General features: G+C 65.7%; 15 protein-coding genes and 1 pseudogene. 11 read left to right on the top strand and 5 right to left on the bottom strand.

Annotation, left to right across the window (positions count from 1 at the left end; genetic code table 11):
• Nucleotides 1-16 precede the first annotated feature (16 nt).
• Nucleotides 17-1,525, bottom strand: a complete 1,509-nt coding sequence (gene xseA / locus GGR89_RS12050) for an exodeoxyribonuclease VII large subunit (RefSeq protein WP_125975827.1) — start codon at nucleotides 1,523-1,525, stop codon at nucleotides 17-19.
• Here xseA and purD point away from each other — a divergent pair.
• Nucleotides 1,524-2,789 (top strand): phosphoribosylamine--glycine ligase, encoded by a 1,266-nt coding sequence (gene purD, locus GGR89_RS12045; RefSeq protein WP_125975825.1) that lies wholly within the window; start codon nucleotides 1,524-1,526, stop codon nucleotides 2,787-2,789. The genes xseA and purD overlap by 2 nt on opposite strands.
• 166 nt (nucleotides 2,790-2,955) lie before the next feature.
• Here purD and GGR89_RS12040 read toward each other — a convergent pair whose 3' ends face one another.
• From GGR89_RS12040 to GGR89_RS12025, 4 genes and pseudogenes are all read right to left on the bottom strand, one after another.
• The gene (locus GGR89_RS12040) at nucleotides 2,956-3,846 is read right to left on the bottom strand and encodes an alpha/beta hydrolase (RefSeq protein ID WP_206431121.1); all 891 of its coding nucleotides are present in this window, start codon (nucleotides 3,844-3,846) and stop codon (nucleotides 2,956-2,958) included.
• Entirely contained in the window at nucleotides 3,843-4,259 is a 417-nt protein-coding gene (locus tag GGR89_RS12035) for a DUF6691 family protein (RefSeq protein ID WP_241213353.1), read from the bottom strand. Before GGR89_RS12035 ends, GGR89_RS12040 begins: the two co-directional genes overlap by 4 nt.
• Nucleotides 4,256-4,570: pseudogene (locus GGR89_RS12030) on the bottom strand (YeeE/YedE family protein); the annotation flags it as partial. The gene GGR89_RS12035 and the pseudogene GGR89_RS12030, both read right to left, overlap by 4 nt.
• Nucleotides 4,552-4,995, bottom strand: a complete 444-nt coding sequence (locus GGR89_RS12025; RefSeq protein ID WP_086129764.1) for a hypothetical protein — start codon at nucleotides 4,993-4,995, stop codon at nucleotides 4,552-4,554. The pseudogene GGR89_RS12030 and the gene GGR89_RS12025, both read right to left, overlap by 19 nt.
• Before the next feature lie 434 nt (nucleotides 4,996-5,429).
• Between GGR89_RS12025 and katG the strand changes: the two genes are divergently transcribed.
• The 10 genes from katG to GGR89_RS11975 all read left to right on the top strand — a co-directional run bounded on the left by katG (nucleotide 5,430) and on the right by GGR89_RS11975 (nucleotide 18,214).
• The gene (gene katG, locus GGR89_RS12020; protein ID WP_241213352.1) at nucleotides 5,430-7,592 is read left to right on the top strand and encodes a catalase/peroxidase HPI; all 2,163 of its coding nucleotides are present in this window, start codon (nucleotides 5,430-5,432) and stop codon (nucleotides 7,590-7,592) included.
• Between the two features lie 179 nt (nucleotides 7,593-7,771).
• Nucleotides 7,772-9,007 (top strand): MgtC/SapB family protein, encoded by a 1,236-nt coding sequence (locus GGR89_RS12015; RefSeq protein ID WP_086129762.1) that lies wholly within the window; start codon nucleotides 7,772-7,774, stop codon nucleotides 9,005-9,007.
• A 198-nt stretch (nucleotides 9,008-9,205) separates the two neighbouring features.
• Complete coding sequence (locus GGR89_RS12010; RefSeq protein WP_086130084.1) at nucleotides 9,206-9,907, top strand: VIT1/CCC1 transporter family protein; 702 nt, start codon at nucleotides 9,206-9,208, stop codon at nucleotides 9,905-9,907.
• A 67-nt stretch (nucleotides 9,908-9,974) separates the two neighbouring features.
• On the top strand, nucleotides 9,975-10,664 hold the full coding sequence (locus GGR89_RS12005) for a cytochrome b/b6 domain-containing protein (protein ID WP_086129761.1): 690 nt from the start codon (nucleotides 9,975-9,977) through the stop codon (nucleotides 10,662-10,664).
• Nucleotides 10,665-10,738: 74 nt separating this feature from the next.
• A complete protein-coding gene (locus GGR89_RS12000; RefSeq protein ID WP_086129760.1) occupies nucleotides 10,739-11,416 on the top strand; it encodes a response regulator in 678 nt (225 codons plus the stop codon).
• Nucleotides 11,413-12,429 (top strand): sensor histidine kinase, encoded by a 1,017-nt coding sequence (locus GGR89_RS11995; protein WP_086129759.1) that lies wholly within the window; start codon nucleotides 11,413-11,415, stop codon nucleotides 12,427-12,429. Before GGR89_RS12000 ends, GGR89_RS11995 begins: the two co-directional genes overlap by 4 nt.
• Before the next feature lie 64 nt (nucleotides 12,430-12,493).
• On the top strand, nucleotides 12,494-13,603 hold the full coding sequence (locus GGR89_RS11990; RefSeq protein ID WP_086129758.1) for an efflux RND transporter periplasmic adaptor subunit: 1,110 nt from the start codon (nucleotides 12,494-12,496) through the stop codon (nucleotides 13,601-13,603).
• Nucleotides 13,604-13,612: 9 nt separating this feature from the next.
• Nucleotides 13,613-16,684 carry an efflux RND transporter permease subunit gene (locus GGR89_RS11985; protein WP_086129757.1) on the top strand — a complete coding sequence of 1,024 codons (3,072 nt, stop codon included), beginning with the start codon at nucleotides 13,613-13,615 and terminating at the stop codon, nucleotides 16,682-16,684.
• Nucleotides 16,677-16,976: a DUF3240 family protein gene (locus GGR89_RS11980; RefSeq protein ID WP_086129756.1), complete on the top strand. Its 300-nt coding sequence runs from the start codon at nucleotides 16,677-16,679 to the stop codon at nucleotides 16,974-16,976. The genes GGR89_RS11985 and GGR89_RS11980 overlap by 8 nt, the downstream gene beginning before the upstream one ends.
• Nucleotides 16,976-18,214 carry a TolC family protein gene (locus GGR89_RS11975; RefSeq protein WP_126001287.1) on the top strand — a complete coding sequence of 413 codons (1,239 nt, stop codon included), beginning with the start codon at nucleotides 16,976-16,978 and terminating at the stop codon, nucleotides 18,212-18,214. Before GGR89_RS11980 ends, GGR89_RS11975 begins: the two co-directional genes overlap by 1 nt.
• The last annotated feature ends 1 nt before the right edge of the window (nucleotide 18,215 follow it).

The raw sequence follows: 18,215 nt of genomic DNA, 5'->3' as shown, positions 1-18,215 counted from the left end.
AGGTGGTGGATGCGCCCTAGAGCAGCGTCGGCTGCTCGGGCTTGGGAGGAACATAGGCCTTGGCACCCCCACGCTCAACCCGGGCATCCACCGATCCGTCTGCGAAGTGGAGCGTCACGGCCTGCGCCGCGCGCGCATCCTCGGCCGAGGCGACCACCTTGCCGGTGCCGCGCCCCTCCACCCAGGCATAGCCCTTCTTGAGCGGCAGTTCGGGATCGAGCAGTTCGAGGTGCCGGCCCATCGCCGCCAGCCGTTCCGAGGCGGTGGCGAAGCGGCGTTCGAGCGTGGCGAACCCGAGCGCCTCGGCCGGGCGGGCGAAGCGCTGGCGCAGTGCTGCCAGCTCGCGATCGGCGGCGCGGTCGAGCGCAATGCCGCCCAGCCGCTGGCGGGCGGTCGCCAGCCGCTGCTCCAGCGTCGCCGGGCGCAGCGCAGCGCCAGCGCGATCGAGCTGGCCGCGCGCAACGCCCACGCGGCGTTCGAGCGCAAGCCCCAGCCTGGCGCCGACATCGTCGAGCCGCTGGCGCTGGGGGCCAAGCAGCGCATCGCGGCGCGGCAGCACGCGGACTAGCGCCGCCAGCCGCTCGCCGGCGCGCTCGTGATAGCGGCGGACACAGCGTTCGGTGCGGTGCGCCATCGTGGCGATGCCGTGGCGCACTTCGGAGAGCACCGGCACCGCGATCTCGGCGGCGGCGGTAGGCGTGGGCGCGCGAAGGTCGGCGGCGAAGTCGCAGAGCGTCGTATCGGTTTCGTGCCCCACCGCCGAGATGATCGGGATCGAACACTCCGCCACCGCGCGGACCACGACTTCCTCGTTGAACGACCAGAGATCCTCAATCGAGCCGCCGCCACGCGCAACGATCAGCAGGTCCGGTCGCGGCACCGGGCCGCCGGGCTGGATCGCATCGAACCCGCGCACCGCCCGCGCGACCTCCTGCGCCGAACCGTCGCCCTGCACCTTCACCGGCCAGACCAGGACGTGGCTGGGAAAGCGGTCCTCCAGCCGATGGAGGATGTCGCGGATCACGGCACCGGTGGGTGAAGTCACCACGCCGATCACCTTGGGCATATAGGGCAGCGGCTTCTTCCGCTCCCGGTCGAACAGCCCCTCGCCCGTCAGCTTGGCCTTGAGCTTCTCGAGCAGCGCCATCAGCGCGCCTTCGCCGGCCAGCTCCATCCGCTCGATGACGATCTGGTATTTGGAGCGGCCGGGATAGATGGTGAGCTTGCCGGTGGCGATCACCTCCAGCCCGTCCTGCGGCTGGAAGGGCAGCGCCGAGGCCGCCCCGCGCCAGATCACCCCGTCGATCACCGCATCCATGTCCTTGAGCGCGAGATAGGCATGGCCCGAAGCCGCGCGCTTCCAGCCCGAAATCTCGCCGCGCAGGCGGACATGGCCGAACTCGCCCTCCACCATCCGCTTCAGCCGGCCGGAGAGTTCGCTGACGCTCATCGGCGCCGCGTTGTCCCCGGGCACCGCCTCGGCTACGAGCCGCGTCGATGAAGTCTCGAAAAGGGGGTCGGCCATGAACGTCCTGCTACTGGGTTCGGGGGGGCGCGAACATGCGCTCGCCTGGAAGCTCGCGCAATCGCCGCTGCTGACGCAGCTCTTCGCCGCACCGGGCAATCCGGGCATAGCGGCGCATGCCACGCTCGTCGACCTCGTGCCGACCGATCCCGCGGCAGTGCTTGCGTTCGCGCAGGCGAACGGCATCGGCCTGGTCGTCGTCGGGCCCGAGGCACCGCTGGTGGCGGGCGTGGGCGATGTGCTGCGCGCGGCCGGCGTGCCCGTGTTCGGGCCCAACCGCCTGCCGGCGCAGCTGGAAGGATCGAAGGGCTTCACCAAGGATCTATGCGCCCGCGCGAACATTCCGACCGCGGGCTATGTGCGCGTGCATGGGCTGGACGAGGCGCTGGCGGCGCTGGAGCCGTTCGGGCTGCCGGTGGTGGTCAAGGCCGACGGTCTCGCCGCCGGCAAGGGCGTCACCGTCGCGATGACCCGCGACGAGGCAACGGCCGCGCTCACCGCGATCTTCGCCGATGCGGGCGCGAGCGCGGTGATCGAGGAGTTTCTCGACGGCGAGGAGGCCAGCCTGTTCGTCATCACCGACGGCACCAGCGCGGTGCCGTTCGGATCGGCGCAGGACCACAAGCGCGTCGGCGAGGGCGATGTCGGCCCCAACACCGGCGGCATGGGCGCCTATAGCCCCGCCCCGGTGCTCACGCCGGCACTGGAGCGCGACGCGATCGAGCGCATCGTCCAGCCGACCATCGCCGCGCTGGCGGCCGAGGGCATTCCCTATTCGGGCGTACTCTATGCCGGGCTGATGCTGACCAAGCATGGCCCGAAGCTGATCGAATATAACGCGCGCTTCGGCGATCCCGAATGCCAGGTGCTAATGCTGCGGCTGGAGGACGATTTGCTCGACTTGCTGCTGGCGACCGCGCGCGGCGAACTGGCCGGACGCCCCTCGCCCCGCTTCCGCCCCGACACCGCGCTCACCGTCGTGATGGCCGTCCGCGGCTATCCGGGCACCCCGGAGACCGGCGGCACGATCGAAGGCATCGAGGCGGCGGAAGCAGGCGGCGCGCAGGTGTTCCATGCGGGCACCAGGCGCCAGGGCGATTCGCTGGTGGCGAGCGGCGGCCGGGTGCTCAACGTGACCGCGATCGGGCCGGACATCGCGACGGCGCAGGCTGCGGCCTATCGCGGCGTCGCTGCGATCGATTTTCCCACCGGCTTCTGCCGGCGCGACATCGGCTGGCGCGAACTCGCCCGCACGCGCGGCTGACCGGGTATGGCGCGGCTGCACCTGCAGCCGCGTCCTGCCGGGCGCATGCACGAACCGTCGTCGCCCGATGGCGATGCCGATGGTTTCACTATGTCGGAAAAAATTGGCGCCCCGCACCGGATAAACATAACGAATATATCTCGCCGTTTGCCCTACTATAGCGCCGTCACTCCACGTCAGCTGATGCAGCGTGTCGCCGTGCGCCGCCGATAGTAGTGCGAAGAGCGTCAGCCGGGCTACCCGTCGGCGTCACGAGGCCGCGTGCCTGCAACCACCAGATCAGTTCATCGAACCAGTGGTCGCTTGTCGTGCCCTGAGGACGCAGATCGAACCCGTGCCCGCCGCGCTCGTACAGATGCAGCTCTGCGGCTGCTCCGGCTCGTCGCCAAGCCGAATAGAGCAATATGGGATCGTTCGGCTGATACTCATCGTCGGCAGCGCCGGCGATGAACGCCGGGGGCGCATCTGCTGGGACAGGGGTGCGCAAACCGCCATAGATCAGCCCGACGAAGTCAGGGCGCGACGGCTTCGCGCCGATCGCTAGATCGGCCGCGAGATAGGCCCCCGCCGAGAAACCGATCACGCCGACCTTGTGCGGATCGATGCCCCATTCGGCGGCGCGTTGGCGCACGATGGCTACCCCGCGCGCGCCGTCTTCGATCGCATGGGGTTCGCCTGCGAACGCCGGCATCTCGACGGGCTCGCCGCCTTTCGCCCGCGCCATGACCATGTCCATCTCGCGCATATGGGCATCGGGCATCCGCATCGGGCCGTCGCCGCTCCGGATCGTCCGGTATTTGAGAACGAACGCGGTGAAGCCGTGACGGGCCAGCGCTTGCGCTATTTCCGTTCCGCCGCGCGTATAGCCCAGCGCCACGAATCCGCCCCCTGGCGCGACGATGACGGCAGTGCCGTTCGCCTGCCCCGGCGCTGGCCGGAACAGTTCCAATGCTGGTTCGCTGACATCATAGATCAGCGTTTCGCCGTCCGGTTGCGTGTCCCGAGCTTCGGGCACGCCCAGCGCCGGAATGCTACCCTTGGGATAGAGCGGGATCACCGCTCCCCTTGCGCCCACCATCGTCCAGCCCGGCTGATAGTAGTGGTCCGCGCTCGGCTCCACGATGGCAAGGTGGATGCCGCGGCGGCGCTTAAGGATGCGGGGCCAGGACATAGCCCGCCCACGCCCCAGCCCATGCCGAACAGGATCGCTCCAAGCGCAAGCTTTCCGTTCAACTCGCGCGTCTCGGGCAGATTGAAGGCAGCGTCGGCCAAAGGGCGTTCCAGACGTCGCTGGATTATCCATGCGATCGCCATCGGAATGATCGCGCCACCCATGACGAATGCCAGCGTCGGGTCCCAGCGTCCGAACAGGTCTAGGAAGCTATGAACGCGCGCCGGATCGGCCATACCTGAGATGGCAAGCCCGGCACCGAACAGCATGCCCGAGATCAAGGCCAGGATCGCCTTCATGCGACCCAACCGGCCAAACGCATGATGGCGACCGTGGCAAAGCCGCTGGCCATGAAAAGAGCAGTCGCAAGCACAGAGCGCAGCGACAGGCGCGAGACCCCGCAGACGCCGTGACCGCTGGTGCAACCCGAACCGAGACGCGTGCCGAAGCCGACCAGAAGACCAGCGACCACGAGCAGGCTGGGTCCGGGAAAGCTGGCGTCGATAGCCCCCCGCAGCGAAACGATCAGCGCGCCGAGCGGCAGGCCGAGGATGAACGCGGTCGCGATTCCACGCGGCGCGCCGTTGTCGGCTAGTCCGATGGCACGCGCCCCTTAGCGGTCGCCGCGTAGATCGAATAGGAGACGAGGCGGCCTGCGAAAAACGCGGCAGTGAAGTGAAGAAGGCGTACCTTTGCCAGTCCCGCCGCGGCAAACAATTGCGCTGATGGCAAGGGCGACAGAGCAAACAAACCAAGCCCGAGGATCATATTGCGCGGCCGCGCTTCTAGCGCTTCGCGCGCAGCGCCGAGATTGCGCTTCTGTTTTTCCGGTAGGCGGCCGCCGAGAAACCGGAAGCTATGGGCGAGCAACAGCCGCCCCAAGGCGGCGGCAAGCGCGCTAACGATGACGATCGATGCGATCGGCAGATCACTGTTTAGACCATAGAAGACGATGATCGACCAGGTGGGTGGTCCGAAGGCAGGCAGGAGGTTGATGCCCAAAACGATCAGGAACAAGAGGAGGAAGGAAGTCATGATCCGGCTAGAATTGGCAATCCCCGCCAATTCAAGCTCCGATGCTGACCGACAAGAAGTCGGCTTACATCCCGAATGTTGCCCACATGATTGAACGATACGGCTCGTCAGGGTTCCGTCAGGAAAGTTTGGAATCCCCATGCCGCCTTGTGAGGACATGATGAGCAAACTGCGATCCCATCATAGGTCCGTCGAAACCCGCCGATCGCGCGGCGCTGACCGCCTACCTGAAATCCCCGGCCCAATGAACGGTCGCGTCATCCCCTCCCCTAATTCCGATTTTGTATGGCGGCGCCTGCTGTCGTGCGGCACGGGCGGCACGGGCGGCACGGGCGGCACGGGCGGCCCAACCGTCCACGGGACTCCCACTTCTTCAACCACAACAGGAGGACATAATGCGTAGGACAACAATATCTTTATTGGCGATAGCCGTCATGGCGATCTCGCCGGCCGCCTTCGCCCAAAGCGCGGCACCGACGGCCAAGGAATGGTATCCCAAAAGCCTCGATCTGAGGTCGTTGCGTCAGCACGAAGCGCAATCCAATCCCTATGGTGCGGACTATGACTATGCGAAGGAATTCGCCTCGCTTGATCTCGATGCGGTCAAAGCCGACATCCGCAAGGTTTTGACCACTTCGCAGCCGTGGTGGCCTGCGGATTATGGGCATTATGGCCCCTTCTTCATCCGCATGGCCTGGCATGGTGCGGGCACCTATCGCACCGGGGACGGCCGCGGCGGCGCCGGTGGTGGCGAGCAGCGTTTCGAGCCGCTGAATAGCTGGCCCGACAATGTGAGCCTCGACAAGGCGCGCCGGCTAATCTGGCCGATCAAGCAGAAATATGGCCGCAAGCTCTCCTGGGGCGACCTGATGGTTCTGACCGGCAACGTCGCCCTAGAGGATATGGGCTTCAAGACCATCGGCTTCGCGGGCGGCCGCGTCGATGCCTGGCAGCCGGACCTCGTCTTCTGGGGACCGGAAACCAAGATGATGATGGACGAACGGCGGGACGAGAAGGGTAATCTTCGCGGACCGCTGGCAGCGACACAGATGGGTCTTATCTACGTCAATCCCGAAGGTCCGAGCGGTAATCCCGATCCGTTGGCGGCGGCGGCTGATATTCGCCGTGCCTTCGGAGCCATGGCAATGAGCGACGAGGAAACCGCCGCGCTGATCGCTGGTGGCCATACCTTCGGCAAAGCGCATGGCGCGCATAAACCCGATGATTGCGTCGGCGGCGATCCCGGCGTCGCGCCGATCGAACAGCAGGGCCTCGGCTGGGCCAACAAATGCGGTAAGGGCAATGCGGAAGATACGGTCTCCAGCGGCCTGGAAGGCGCATGGTCGGCCAATCCGATCACCTTCACCACGCAGTATCTCGACAACCTCTACGGCTTCACCTGGGTGAAGACCAAGAGCCCCGCCGGCGCGGTGCAGTGGGTGCCCAGCGACCCGGCAGCGACGGCCCTGGTGCCCGACGCCCATGTCGCGGGCAAAACGCACGCGCCGATCATGTTCACCACCGACATCGCGATGCGGGAAGATCCGGGCTTCCGGAAGATCACCTCGCGCTGGCGCGAGCATCCGGAAGAATTCGCCGTCGCCTTCGCTCGCGCCTGGTTCAAGCTGACCCACCGCGACGTCGGGCCGCAGACCCGCTATCTCGGAAAGGACGTCCCGAACCAGACCTTCGTCTGGCAAGACCCGCTGCCCAAGGCTGACTATGCGATGATCGACAACAACGACGTCGCGCAGCTCAAGGCCAAGATCGTCGCTTCCGGCCTCTCCACCGGCGAACTGGTGCGTGCGGCTTGGGCCTCGGCCTCGACCTACCGGGACACAGATGGCCGCGGTGGCGCCAATGGCGCTCGCGTCGGCCTCGACCCGCAACGCAATTGGGTGGTCAACGATCCGGCAGAGCTGAAGAAGGTGCTGGCGGCTTACACGCGCATCCAGGCGGACTTCATCAAGGGCCGCAAGGACGGTAAGCAAGTGTCGCTGGCTGATCTCATCGTGCTGGGCGGGAACACCGCTGTCGAGCAGGCGGCGGATCGGGCAGGACAGCGGGTTTCGGTCCCCTTCACGCCGGGCCGGGTCGATGCATTGCAGACACAGACCGACGTTGCCTCCTTCGCCTTCCTCGAACCGAAGGCCGATGGATTCCGCAACTACTATTCGGCTAGGGCCGATCTCGGCCCGGCTGAATCGCTGGTCGACAAGGCCGATAGCCTTGGCCTGACGGTCGCCGAAATGACGGTGCTCGTCGGTGGTATGCGCTCGCTCGGCGCCAATGCCGGAAACACTCGACATGGTGTCTTCACCGCTCGCCCCGGCAACCTGTCCAACGACTTCTTTGTCAACCTGCTGTCGATGAACACGGTCTGGGTGAAGTCGGTCGGCTCGCCGGGGCTCTACGAAGGCAAGGACCGCGCGTCCGGCGCCGCGAAGTGGACGGCCACCCCGGTCGATCTCGTGTTCGGCTCCAATTCAGAGCTGCGCGCGGTGTCCGAAGTCTATGCCTCGGACGATGCGAAGCAGAAGTTTGTGGACGACTTCGTGCGGGCCTGGACCAAGGTCATGAACGCCGACCGTAGTTAGGCGACCTTCTAGCTATTGGTTGGACGTGGAGCGGCGGCGTTGCCCCCTGGCGCCGCCGCTCCCGATCCTCCCGTGGCCAGCCGCCACCGAGTGGTCCGAGTTGATTGTCAGTGCATCGTGGCGAGGGGTTTTGAAGTGCTTGCCTCTAGCTCGGCGCGTAGGAGCACAGAACCCTGTCCATGGACGACGTCGGCCTCATTCACCACCTCCCGGTTGCGCTGGGCATCGGCCTGTTGATCGGAGCGGAGCGCGAGCGGCGCAAGGTCCACCGTCCGGCCGCAGCGGGGCTGCGCACCTTCACGATCGCTGCCTTACTGGGCTGTGGTGCAGCTCTGATGCCGCAGCAGTGGATGATCGCGATCGTGATGCTGTGCATGACCGCGCTGGCCCTGCTGAGCAGTTGGCGCAGGCGCAATACAACCGACCCCGGCATCACCACGGAAGTTAGCCTCGTCGCCACTACGCTGCTTGGGGCGCTTGCCGTAACTGCGCCGTTGCTGGCGGGGGCTCTTGCGGTGCTGATCGCGATCGTGCTGGCAGCCCGCGATCCGCTCCATCGCTTCGTCGGACAGACGATCAGCGCGGACGAGATTGCGGATATCCTGCTGATCGCCGGCGCCACCCTGATCGTGCTGCCGATGTTGCCGGACCGGCAGATGGGGCCATTCGACGCGCTCAATCCGCATTCGATCTGGATGGTCGTTGTCATGATCCTCGGGATCAACGCGCTGGGCCAGGTGGCGACGCGGCTATTGGGTGCGCGCCTGGGGGTGCCCGCACTAGGCCTCATCTCGGGGCTCGTTTCCAGCTCGGCAACTATCGGGGCCATGGGTGCCTGGGTTCGCGCCAATCCCGCCTCCGCCGCGGCGGGTGCGGCAGCGGCGGTTCTATCGACCGTCGCCAATTATGCGCAGATGGCCGTGGTGATCGAGGCAACGGACCATCGTACCTTTCTTGCTACCATCCTGCCGGTGGGCGCAGCCGGACTGGCCGCACTTTTGTCGGGCGGATGGTTGACCCTCGCGGCCTGGCGCGAGGTTACGGCTGAACCGCCGAGAATGAGCAGGTCCTTCAATCTGCTGATGGCACTGACCTTTGCCGCCACGGTGGCGATCATGCTGATGTCCGCAGCGGCCCTCAGAGCCTGGTTCGGGGATGCTGGGCTTATCGCCGTAGCCGCGATCGGCGGGGTGCTGGACGTTCATGCCGCGGTGATTTCATTAGCGGCACAGGTCGCCGACGGCACGATGGCCGCGCCGCAAGCCATCCTTCCTATCCTGACCGCCTGCACCACCAGTACCCTCGCCAAGATTTTCTTTTCCGCAACGGTGGGAACGCGCGCCTTTGCCGCCCGTGTCATTCCAGCCCAGTTACTGATCATCGGCGCGGCATGGCTGACGGTCTTTGTTGGCTGACACAATGCACCACGTCGGAGGGGTTGGTCCATGCGCGCGCACTTCCCAGCGCCAGTCAAACGAGAGCCGCGGCCCCGGTGAGATGGCGGCCAGGGCTGCCGCGCCGGCGGTCTATATCATCCATGCCAGTGCGCGATGCCGGCCGTCAGGGTTTCGTCAGAAAAGGCTGACAACCACCCTATGCTTTGCGAGGACATTATGAGCAGATTGCGAACCCATCCTGAGCGTCATGCGGTGTCACGCATCGGTTGGTTGCGTGCCGCTGTACTCGGCGCCAACGACGGGATCGTGTCGACGGCCAGCCTGATCGTCGGCGTTGCCGCTTCAGGCGCCGAAAAGTCGGGGATATTGGTGGCTGGCGCAGCAGCGCTGGTCGCAGGCGCGATGTCCATGGCCGCCGGGGAATATGTGTCGGTGAGTTCGCAGGCCGATACGGAGAAAGCCGATCTCGCCCGAGAAGGCGGCGAGTTGGCCGGTCAACCAGACCTTGAGCGCAATGAACTGGCCGAGATTTACGTGGCGCGCGGGCTCGACAAGGACTTGGCGCTTCGCGTCGCTGATCAGCTTATGGCCAGCGACGCGCTGGGCGCCCATGCGCGCGATGAACTTGGCATTTCCGAAGTCGTGACCGCCCGTCCACTCCAGGCGGCGCTCACCTCCGCGGCGACCTTCAGTACAGGCGCGCTCATGCCGCTGGCACTGGTCGCTGTCGCGCCGCGCGCCAGTCTCGTGCCGATCGAGATCGCCGCGACATTGCTGTTCCTCATACTGCTCGGTACGCTCGGCGCATGGGCCGGTGGCGCGCAGCCGGTGCGCTCGGTCTTGCGGGTGACATTCTGGGGGGCGCTCGCCATGGCGGCAACAGCAGGGATCGGGCGGCTGTTCGGGACGGTCGTATAGCCCCTCGTTCTCGTCAGGATTCGGTCAGACAATCTGCCTAGCCCTTCCTTCGGGAAGGAAGAATTGTATGACAAATCTCGCTCAGGCGGACACGTTGAAGGTCTGGGACGCGCCGCTGCGATTGTTCCATTGGCTGCTCGTTCTGGCCATTCTGGTGGCTTTTCTATCGTCCGAAGACGACAGCCCGATCGCCAGTTGGCATATGGTGGCAGGATGGTGCGCCGCTGTGCTGCTGGCGTTTCGCTTGGTCTGGGGCCTGGTCGGCGGCGAACATGCCCGCTTTGCGCGTTTCATCAAACCGACGGCGATCGGCTCGCATGTGCGCGAGCTGTTCGCCGGCCGTCCGGAACGCTCCGTCGGACACAATCCGCTCGGAGCGATCGCCGTCCTCGCCCTGCTTGGCCTGACCGGAATCGTCCTTTGGAGCGGTGTTAGCGTCGCGGCGCACAAGCTCGACAAGGATTTCCACGAAACGCTTGCCTATGGCTTGCTGGCGCTCGTCGCCCTCCATGTCGGCGCCGTTGTCCTGATGTCGTTTCTCACTCGTGAAAATCTGGTTCGCGCGATGGTCACCGGCCGCAAGAGAGCCGGTCTTCATCCTGATACTCGTGACGCGCGGGCGCCCGGAGCACTTGCGCTGCTGGTCGGCAGCGCCACCATCATCCTGGCGGTGATCCTGATCCTTCGGAGCGAGCCGACCGCGTTCACACCGCATATGCGCGATGGCGCCCATGAACATCACGAGGACAAGGATTGAAGACTTCTGACGGCCCCCTGCTAGAACGGATCATGGCCAGCGATCATCATCTCCCTCGAAGGTTCCAGTGATTCATGCGTCTTCTCGTCATCGAAGATAATGCGCGAATGGCAGCGCTGGTCGCAGACGGCCTCCAGCGCCGGAACTTCGTGTGTGATGTCGCCCATAGCCTTGCAGCGGCCGAGGATGCGATGGGCGGCGCAACCTATGACGCGATCGTGCTCGACCTTGGGCTACCCGATGGCGACGGAACCGACTGGCTTACGAGCCGCCGAAAATATCACGAGATGCCGCCCGCGATCATGCTGACCGCGCGCGGGGCATTGGAGGATCGCATCACGGGCCTCGATGCCGGAGCGGATGACTATCTCGTGAAGCCGGTCGAGATCGATGAACTTGCAGCGCGCATCCGCGCGCTGCTACGTCGCCCCGGCGTGCGGATACAGCCGGTGATCGAGGTAGGACGACTATATTTCGACGTCGCCAACCGCACCGCCCGCGCTGGCGATCAGGAGATCGATCTGTCGCGCCGCGAAGCCGATCTGCTGGAATTGTTGATGCGGCACGCGGGAACGGTCGTGCATCGCGCCGTGATTGAGAATGCCCTTTATAGTTTCAGCGATCCTGTGACGCCCAATGCTATCGAGGCCACGATCTCGCGGGTGCGGCGCAAGCTGGAGGATGCTCACGTCACCGGCGCGCTCCATACCGTTCGAGGCGTTGGCTATATGCTGAAGGACAATGGCGCGTGACCGATCGCCGATCCGTATCGCGACGCCTCAAACGCGGCCTGGGCCTGATCGGTCTGGTCGGCACCTTCCTGCTGCTGGCTGCTGTCGTCTTCTTCTACAGTTTCACCTTCGCCCATCTCGATGCGCAAGCGGCGATGGCGCGCGCCAGCCGCGAAATGCTTGAGCATGTTGCGCTGCCGGTGGCGATTCTGATGATCCCCGTTACCGTGCTTGTGCTTCGCGTGATCCGCCAGGCATTCCGACCGCTCGAAGAGGTAGCGGCGGAGATCGAGGCGGTGCAAGGCCATGAGCGCGGCTTCCGTATCGACAATTCGCAGATGCCTACCGAAGCGCTGCCTTTCACTAGCGCCGTCAACGACCTGCTCGCGCGCCTCGACGAAGCGGCGAAGCGCCAGGAAGCCTTCGCCGCCGATGTCGCGCACGAACTGCGCACACCGCTCGCCTTGCTGTCCCTCGAACTCGATCGGTTGGAGCATGACGATGCGGAGCGGCTCAAAAAGGATGTCGCGGCAATGCGTCGGCTGATCGATCAGCTCATGCTGCTGGCGCAGATCGATGCCGATGCAGTCGCCCAGATCCCGCTGGCGCAGATATCGCTGAGCGATGTGGCAAGCGATGTCGTCGGGGCGGCCGCGCCGGCCATCATTGCCGGAGGCAAGACCATTGAACTCGTGACTGGCATTCACGCGCCCGTCACGCGGGGTCGGCGCGAGGCGATTTCGGCGGCGCTGCGCAACCTCATCGAGAACGCCGTGCGGGTGACTCCGGCCGGCGGCGCCATCCAGGTGCTTGTTGGTCCGGGTGCAAGCATCAGCGTGCGTGACGAAGGGCCTGGCCTGCCGCCAGACCGGCTACGCAATCTCGTGCAACGCCATCGCCGCGCCGATCATGCCAGCAAGGACGGCGCTGGGCTTGGCCTCGCCATCGTCGAGCGGATCATGGCCGCGCACGAAGGCACGCTCGAGACCGATCCCGATCGCCATGATTTGATACTGCGCTTCCCCGAACCCTGACTGCCGATTGACCTGTCGCCTGTCTCGTCAGGGTTCCGTCAGACTCGCCGCCTAGCCGGATGGCATGTCCAGACGATATTATCCGATTGCAGGCGTGGCCGTTCCGCTCGCTTTGGCGGCCTTTTGGTGGCTTGCGCCGCATTCCGAACCCACCGCCGCGAAAGCGCCTGCCGATAAAGCGCAGACTGCCGCGGGGGTGTTGGTCGTTGATGCAAAGCGCGCGGCGCAAATGGGCATTCGTCTAACCGCCGCGACCGTTGCCGAGGAAGCCCCGCTCGTCACTATTCCAGCGGTGATCCAGCCTCCAGCCAACGCCCGCGTGGCGGTGGCCGCGACCTTCCCCGGTGTCGTCACCCGGACGTATGTGGTGGAAGGCGACAGCGTGCGGCAGGGACAGGCGCTTGCAACCGTCGCCAGTCGCGAAGTGCTGACGCTCGGCTCGGACCTCACCCGCGCCCATGCGCGTGCGGGCGTTGCGCAGTCCAATGCGGCGCGCCTGTCGCAGCTCAGCCGGGAGGGCATCATCGCTCCAGCCCGCGCGGACGAGGCGCGCGCCATCGCCGCCGAGAGCAATGCGGACGTATCGGAAAAGGCGCGTATCCTGCGCATGGTGGGCGGCCATGGCGGCAGCGGCTCCTATACGCTGACCGCGCCGATCGCGGGCCGCGTGACCAGCGCGGCCATCCAGACAGGCAATCCGGTCGACGGCACCACCGCGCCTTATGTGATCGATGCCGCAAACCGCTATGAAGTCATCGGGCAACTGCCCGAACGGCTGGTCGGTCAGGTGCGGCTTGGTATGACCGTGCATCTGCCACCTGACATTTCCGGCCGGATTATCGCCGTCGGTTCGACGATCGATCCCGCAACGCGCTCGGCCAGCCTCAAGGCGGAAATCCCGGCAGGGCCAGGCGTCGTCGCGGGCCGGGCGACCAGCATCGTGATTTCCGGTCCCGCACCGGCGGGCGCGGTCAGCGTGCCGGAGACCGCCGTCACAATGATCGACGGCAGGTCGGCCGTGTTCGTGGCAGCGCAGGGCGGTTACGCGGTTCGCCCCGTGACGAGCGGAACGGCCAGCAACGGCCGGATCGTTCTGCTCTCAGGCGTAAAGCCCGGTGAACAGGTGGTGACCTCCGGCACGAGCGCGCTCAAGGCGCTCGCCGCGGCGCGCTAGGCCCGGCCGATGCTGCGTTCGCTCGTCGCCACAGCGCTCTCCTATCGCCTGCTCGTCCTGCTGCTCGCCGCTGTGACGGCAGGGCTAGGGATATGGGCCTTCGTCAACTTGCCGGTCGACGCCTATCCAAACATCGCCCAGACACAGGTGAAGCTAATCCTGAAAGCCCCCGGCATGACGCCGGAGGAGGTAGAAAGCCGCGTTATCACGCCGATCGAACAGGAGATGCTGGGCATCCCCAATCAGGCGATCCTGCGCTCAGCGGCCAAATACGCCATCGCCGACATCACCATCGATTTCACCGATGGCACCGACATCTATTGGGCGCGCCAACAGGTCGCCGAGCGGTTGTCGGGCGTAATGGGCGATCTACCCGCATCGGTGACGGGCGGTCTGGCGCCGATCTCCACGCCGCTTTCCGACGTTTACATGTTTACGATCGAAGGGCCGCTATCGCTCCAGCAGAAGCGTGAGCTACTCGACTGGACGATCCGCCCGGCGCTGCGCACCGTGCCCGGCGTCGCGGACGTCAACGCGCTCGGCGGCTATGTCCGCACCTTCGAAGTGAGGCCCGATCCGGTGGCGTTGGCCTCCGCGAAGCTTTCGATTGCCGATCTGCGTGCGGCAATCGAAAGCGGCAATCGCAACGATGGCGCGGGACGCCTCGCCAATGGCGAGGAAGCGCTGATCGTCCGCGCGGTTGGCGCGATCCGCAATGCCGAAGACCTGCAATCGCTCGTCATCGCCAGCCGTGATGGGCGCATCGTACGGCTGGGCGATGTCGCCTCGGTCGGCAGCGGCAGCCTCACTCGCTATGGCGCGGTGACGAAGAACGGCAACGCCGAAGCGGTCGAAGGGCTGGTGATCGCGCTGCGCGGGGCGGACGCCCGGCAGGTGGTGGACGGCGTTCGCACGCGCCTCGCCGAGGTCGAGCGCGGCTTGCCCGCTGGCACGCGTATCAATGTGTTCTACGATCGCTCCGACCTGATCGAACGGGCGGTGGGCACGGTCGAAGAAGCGCTGATCGAGGCGACCGTCCTCGTCGTCGTGCTGCTGATCCTGTTCCTGGGCGACTGGCGCGCTGCTGCGATCGTCGCCGCGACCTTGCCGATGGCGGCGCTCATCACCTTCCTCTTCATGCGCGGCATGGGCCTCTCCGCCAATCTGATGAGCCTTGGCGGGCTTGCGATCGCGATCGGGATGCTGGTCGATGGCGCGGTGGTGGTGGTCGAGAATGTGGTCGAACGGCTCGGCCGCGATCACGATGGAGATACGCCCCGGCTCAACCATGTGTTTCGTGCGACCAGCGAAGTGATCGTCCCGGTCTCGGCCGGCATCCTCATCATCGCGCTGGTGTTCCTGCCGTTGCTCTCATTGCAAGGGTTGGAGGGCAAATTGTTCGCCCCTGTCGCGCTCACCATCGTCTTCGCGCTCGCAGGCTCTCTCCTGCTGGCGCTGACGCTGGTGCCGGTACTGTCCTCCTTCGGCCTCAAAAGCGGCCACCATGGCGAGCCGTGGATCATGCGCCAGCTTGGCCCGCGCTACCGCGTGCTGCTGGACGGCGCGTTCGCGCGCAAAAGGCTGGTCTATGGCCTCTCTGCTCTGGGACTGGTGCTGGCTGGCATAGCCTATGGCGCGGTTGGCAAGACCTTCATGCCGACGATGGACGAGGGCTCGGTCATCGTCCAACTCACCAAGCTGCCTTCGATCAACCTCGACCAGTCGGTTGCCGGTGATCTGGCCGTGCAACGCGCGCTCCGGGCCGTGCCCGAGGTCGAGGACGTGATCGCCCGCGTCGGTTCGGACGAAATCGGCCTCGATCCGATGGGCCTCAACGAGACCGACAGCTTCGTCCGATTGAAGCCACGCTCCGAATGGCGCGGCAACAAGGATTTTGTGATCGAGGAAATCCGCAAGGCGCTGGAGGGGCTTCCCGGCATCACTCCCAGCTACACCCAGCCGATCGAGATGCGCGTCTCAGAGATGCTGACCGGTGCGCGCGGCGATCTCGCGGTCAAGATCTTCGGCCCCGACCTCAATACGCTTGCCGATCTCGCCGGCCAGATCCAGCACACGCTGTCGGGCGTTCGCGGTGCCTCGGAAGTGCTGACGGTCGCCAACGACAGCGTGGACTATCTTCAACTCGACATCGACCGCGCAGCGGCCGGGCGGTTCGGAATGCCGGTCGACCAAATGCAGGATGCCTTGCGCGCTCAGGTCGAGGGGATGCGCGCGGGTGTCGTGGCGGAAGGGCAGAAGCGGACGCCGATCGTCATCCGAGGCGATGAGAGCCTTCGGAAAGACGCCGCGCGCTTCGCCGATCTGCAATTGCGCACGCCTGATGGCACGCTCGCGCGCGTCAGCGACATGGCGCGGGTCGCGCGCACGCAGGGGCCGGTCAAGCTCGACCATGAGAATGGTTCACGCTTCGCCTTGGTGCAGGCATTCGTCTCCGGGCGCGATCTGGTCGGCTATGTCGATGAGGCGAAGGCTGCGGTGGCGACGAAGGTACGGCTTCCGGCAGGGTACAGCATCGTCTGGGGCGGCCAGTTCGAAAATCAGCAGCGCGCCTCGGCACGGCTGATGACGGTGATCCCGATCGCGCTGGGACTGATCTTCCTCGTGCTGTTGGCGACACTGCGCTCGCTCCGCGCGTCGCTGCTGATCCTCGCCAATATCCCCTTCGCCATGGTCGGTGGTCTGGTCTCGCTCTGGGTGTCGGGCGAATATCTCTCCGTGCCTGCTTCGGTCGGATTCATCGCCCTACTCGGCATCGCGGTGCTCAACGGGCTGGTGCTCGTCGCCTATTTCCGGCAGCTCCGCACGGAAGGGCTAGGCATGGCCGAGGCGGTACGGCTCGGCGCGCAGCGGCGACTGCGGCCCGTGCTGATGACCGCCAGCATCACCGCCTTCGGCCTGGTGCCGCTCTTGTTCGCCAGCGGGCCTGGATCGGAGATCCAGCGTCCGCTCGCCATCGTCGTCATCGGCGGCCTCATCACTTCCACCCTGCTGACGCTGATCCTGCTGCCGATCCTGTTCGAGCGCTTCGGCGAAAGCGCGGGAGAACCCGAAAATGCCTGATCTCCTGTTCACCCTGCATTGCGCTGTCCCGGACGCCGAAGGGCTAATCGACTCCATCCGCGCGATCTCCCGGGCGCCGATTCATATCCGGGCGGAGAATGTGCGTGGTCGTGACTTCGACGATGCCGGGACAGCAGAGCGGGTCTCCGGCGAACTCAAGCGCACGACTATCGAACTGATCGTCGGTGAGGACATGGTGCCGGATTTGCTTCGCGCAGTGAAAGAAGCACGGCACGATCTGCCAGTGCGTTGGCGAACCGTTCCGCTCGTCGATCAGGGAAGGATCGCCTGATGCGGGTCGTCGCCTTTGCCTGTTGCCTTGCATTTGGCGCAACGCCTGCGCTCGCCCAGCGCGCCGACCTGCCGCCGGCAGAGAAGGTCAACGAGGCGCTGGACAGTCATCCCAGCGTTGCCGCCGCGCTTGCCCGTATCGAGGCTGCGCGAGCGCGCGGCGACATGCTTCGCAAAGGCCCGCATGAAGTGACGGTGAGCGGTAGCTACATCCGCCGCACGGTGGATCGCGAGGGCGGTTTCGACGAGTTCGACACGACGATCAGCCGCCCTTTCCGCCTGCCGGGCAAGGCCGCGCTGGACCGCAAGGCTGGCGCCCTGGGGATCGAGGTGGCCGAGAACCAGATGGAGGATGTCCGTCACCAGACGGCGCTGATCCTGTCGAGCCTCTGGCACGACTGGCTGACTGCCGGGACTCATTATCGAAACGATATGGACACGGTCAGGGGGCTGGAAGAATCGATCGCGGCGGTGAAACGGCGAGTCGCGCTGCGTGACGCCGCCCAGCTCGATCTTGACCAGGCGCAAGCAGCGCTCGCTCAGGCCCGCGCACAGGCGGCATCGTCCCTCTCTATCCGCGAGCAGGCGCGTGTCACCCTCGCCGCGGCCTTCCCCGACATTCCCTTGCCATCCGAGCCCCCGGAACTTGCGTCCCCGACGCTTCCCGATGTGGGGCTGGAGACGATGCGCGATCTCGTGATCGAGCGCAGCCACGAGATTCGTGCAGCGGACAAGGAAGCGCAGCGCCTCGGCGTCACGGCTCAGCGGGTTCGGGCGGATCGTATCGCTGATCCATCGTTCGGAGTCCGTTTGTTCAGCGAGCGCGGCGGAATGGAAAAGGGCGCGGGTATCGTCGCCTCGATCCCCCTCGGCGGTGGCTATCGCCGGGCGGCGGCCGATCAAGCCTCAGCCGAGGCCAACGCCGCGCGCATGGAATTGGCGGCGATACAACGCAATATCCAGGCCATCGCCAATGCGGACCTTTCCAACGCCCGCACCCGCTACGATGCCTGGCGCAACGCCGATCTATCGATGCACAGCGCCGCCGACGCGGCCGCCAAGATGGCGCGAGGATATCAACTCGGCCAGATCGATCTGACCGATCTTCTTTATGTCCGGCGGCAGGCGCAGGAGGCGCACCGCCTGGAAATTGATGCCCGGTCGGAAGCCGACCGGGCGCTCCTGAAGCTTCAGATCGATTCACACAGCATCTGGGCGCCGGACGAGGAGAAAAGATAAG

The sequence above is a fragment of the Sphingomonas trueperi genome (genome assembly GCF_011927635.1).
In the GTDB taxonomy this organism is placed as follows: domain Bacteria; phylum Pseudomonadota; class Alphaproteobacteria; order Sphingomonadales; family Sphingomonadaceae; genus Sphingomonas; species Sphingomonas trueperi.
This window is presented reverse-complemented; position numbering and strand designations above follow the sequence as displayed.

Excerpts from the sequence above, each read along its gene's own strand:
- katG (WP_241213352.1), top strand. The coding sequence starts at position 5,430 with ATGGCGATCTCGCCGGCCGCCTTCGCCCAAAGCGCGGCACCGACGGCC.
- GGR89_RS11990 (WP_086129758.1), top strand. The coding sequence starts at position 12,494 with ATGTCCAGACGATATTATCCGATTGCAGGCGTGGCCGTTCCGCTCGCT.
- GGR89_RS12025 (WP_086129764.1), bottom strand. The coding sequence starts at position 4,995 with ATGACTTCCTTCCTCCTCTTGTTCCTGATCGTTTTGGGCATCAACCTC.
- GGR89_RS12015 (WP_086129762.1), top strand. The coding sequence starts at position 7,772 with ATGGACGACGTCGGCCTCATTCACCACCTCCCGGTTGCGCTGGGCATC.
- GGR89_RS12000 (WP_086129760.1), top strand. The coding sequence starts at position 10,739 with ATGCGTCTTCTCGTCATCGAAGATAATGCGCGAATGGCAGCGCTGGTC.
- GGR89_RS11985 (WP_086129757.1), top strand. The coding sequence starts at position 13,613 with ATGCTGCGTTCGCTCGTCGCCACAGCGCTCTCCTATCGCCTGCTCGTC.
- xseA (WP_125975827.1), bottom strand. The coding sequence starts at position 1,525 with ATGGCCGACCCCCTTTTCGAGACTTCATCGACGCGGCTCGTAGCCGAG.
- GGR89_RS12005 (WP_086129761.1), top strand. The coding sequence starts at position 9,975 with ATGACAAATCTCGCTCAGGCGGACACGTTGAAGGTCTGGGACGCGCCG.
- GGR89_RS11975 (WP_126001287.1), top strand. The coding sequence starts at position 16,976 with ATGCGGGTCGTCGCCTTTGCCTGTTGCCTTGCATTTGGCGCAACGCCT.
- GGR89_RS12035 (WP_241213353.1), bottom strand. The coding sequence starts at position 4,259 with ATGAAGGCGATCCTGGCCTTGATCTCGGGCATGCTGTTCGGTGCCGGG.
- GGR89_RS11980 (WP_086129756.1), top strand. The coding sequence starts at position 16,677 with ATGCCTGATCTCCTGTTCACCCTGCATTGCGCTGTCCCGGACGCCGAA.
- purD (WP_125975825.1), top strand. The coding sequence starts at position 1,524 with ATGAACGTCCTGCTACTGGGTTCGGGGGGGCGCGAACATGCGCTCGCC.
- GGR89_RS12010 (WP_086130084.1), top strand. The coding sequence starts at position 9,206 with ATGAGCAGATTGCGAACCCATCCTGAGCGTCATGCGGTGTCACGCATC.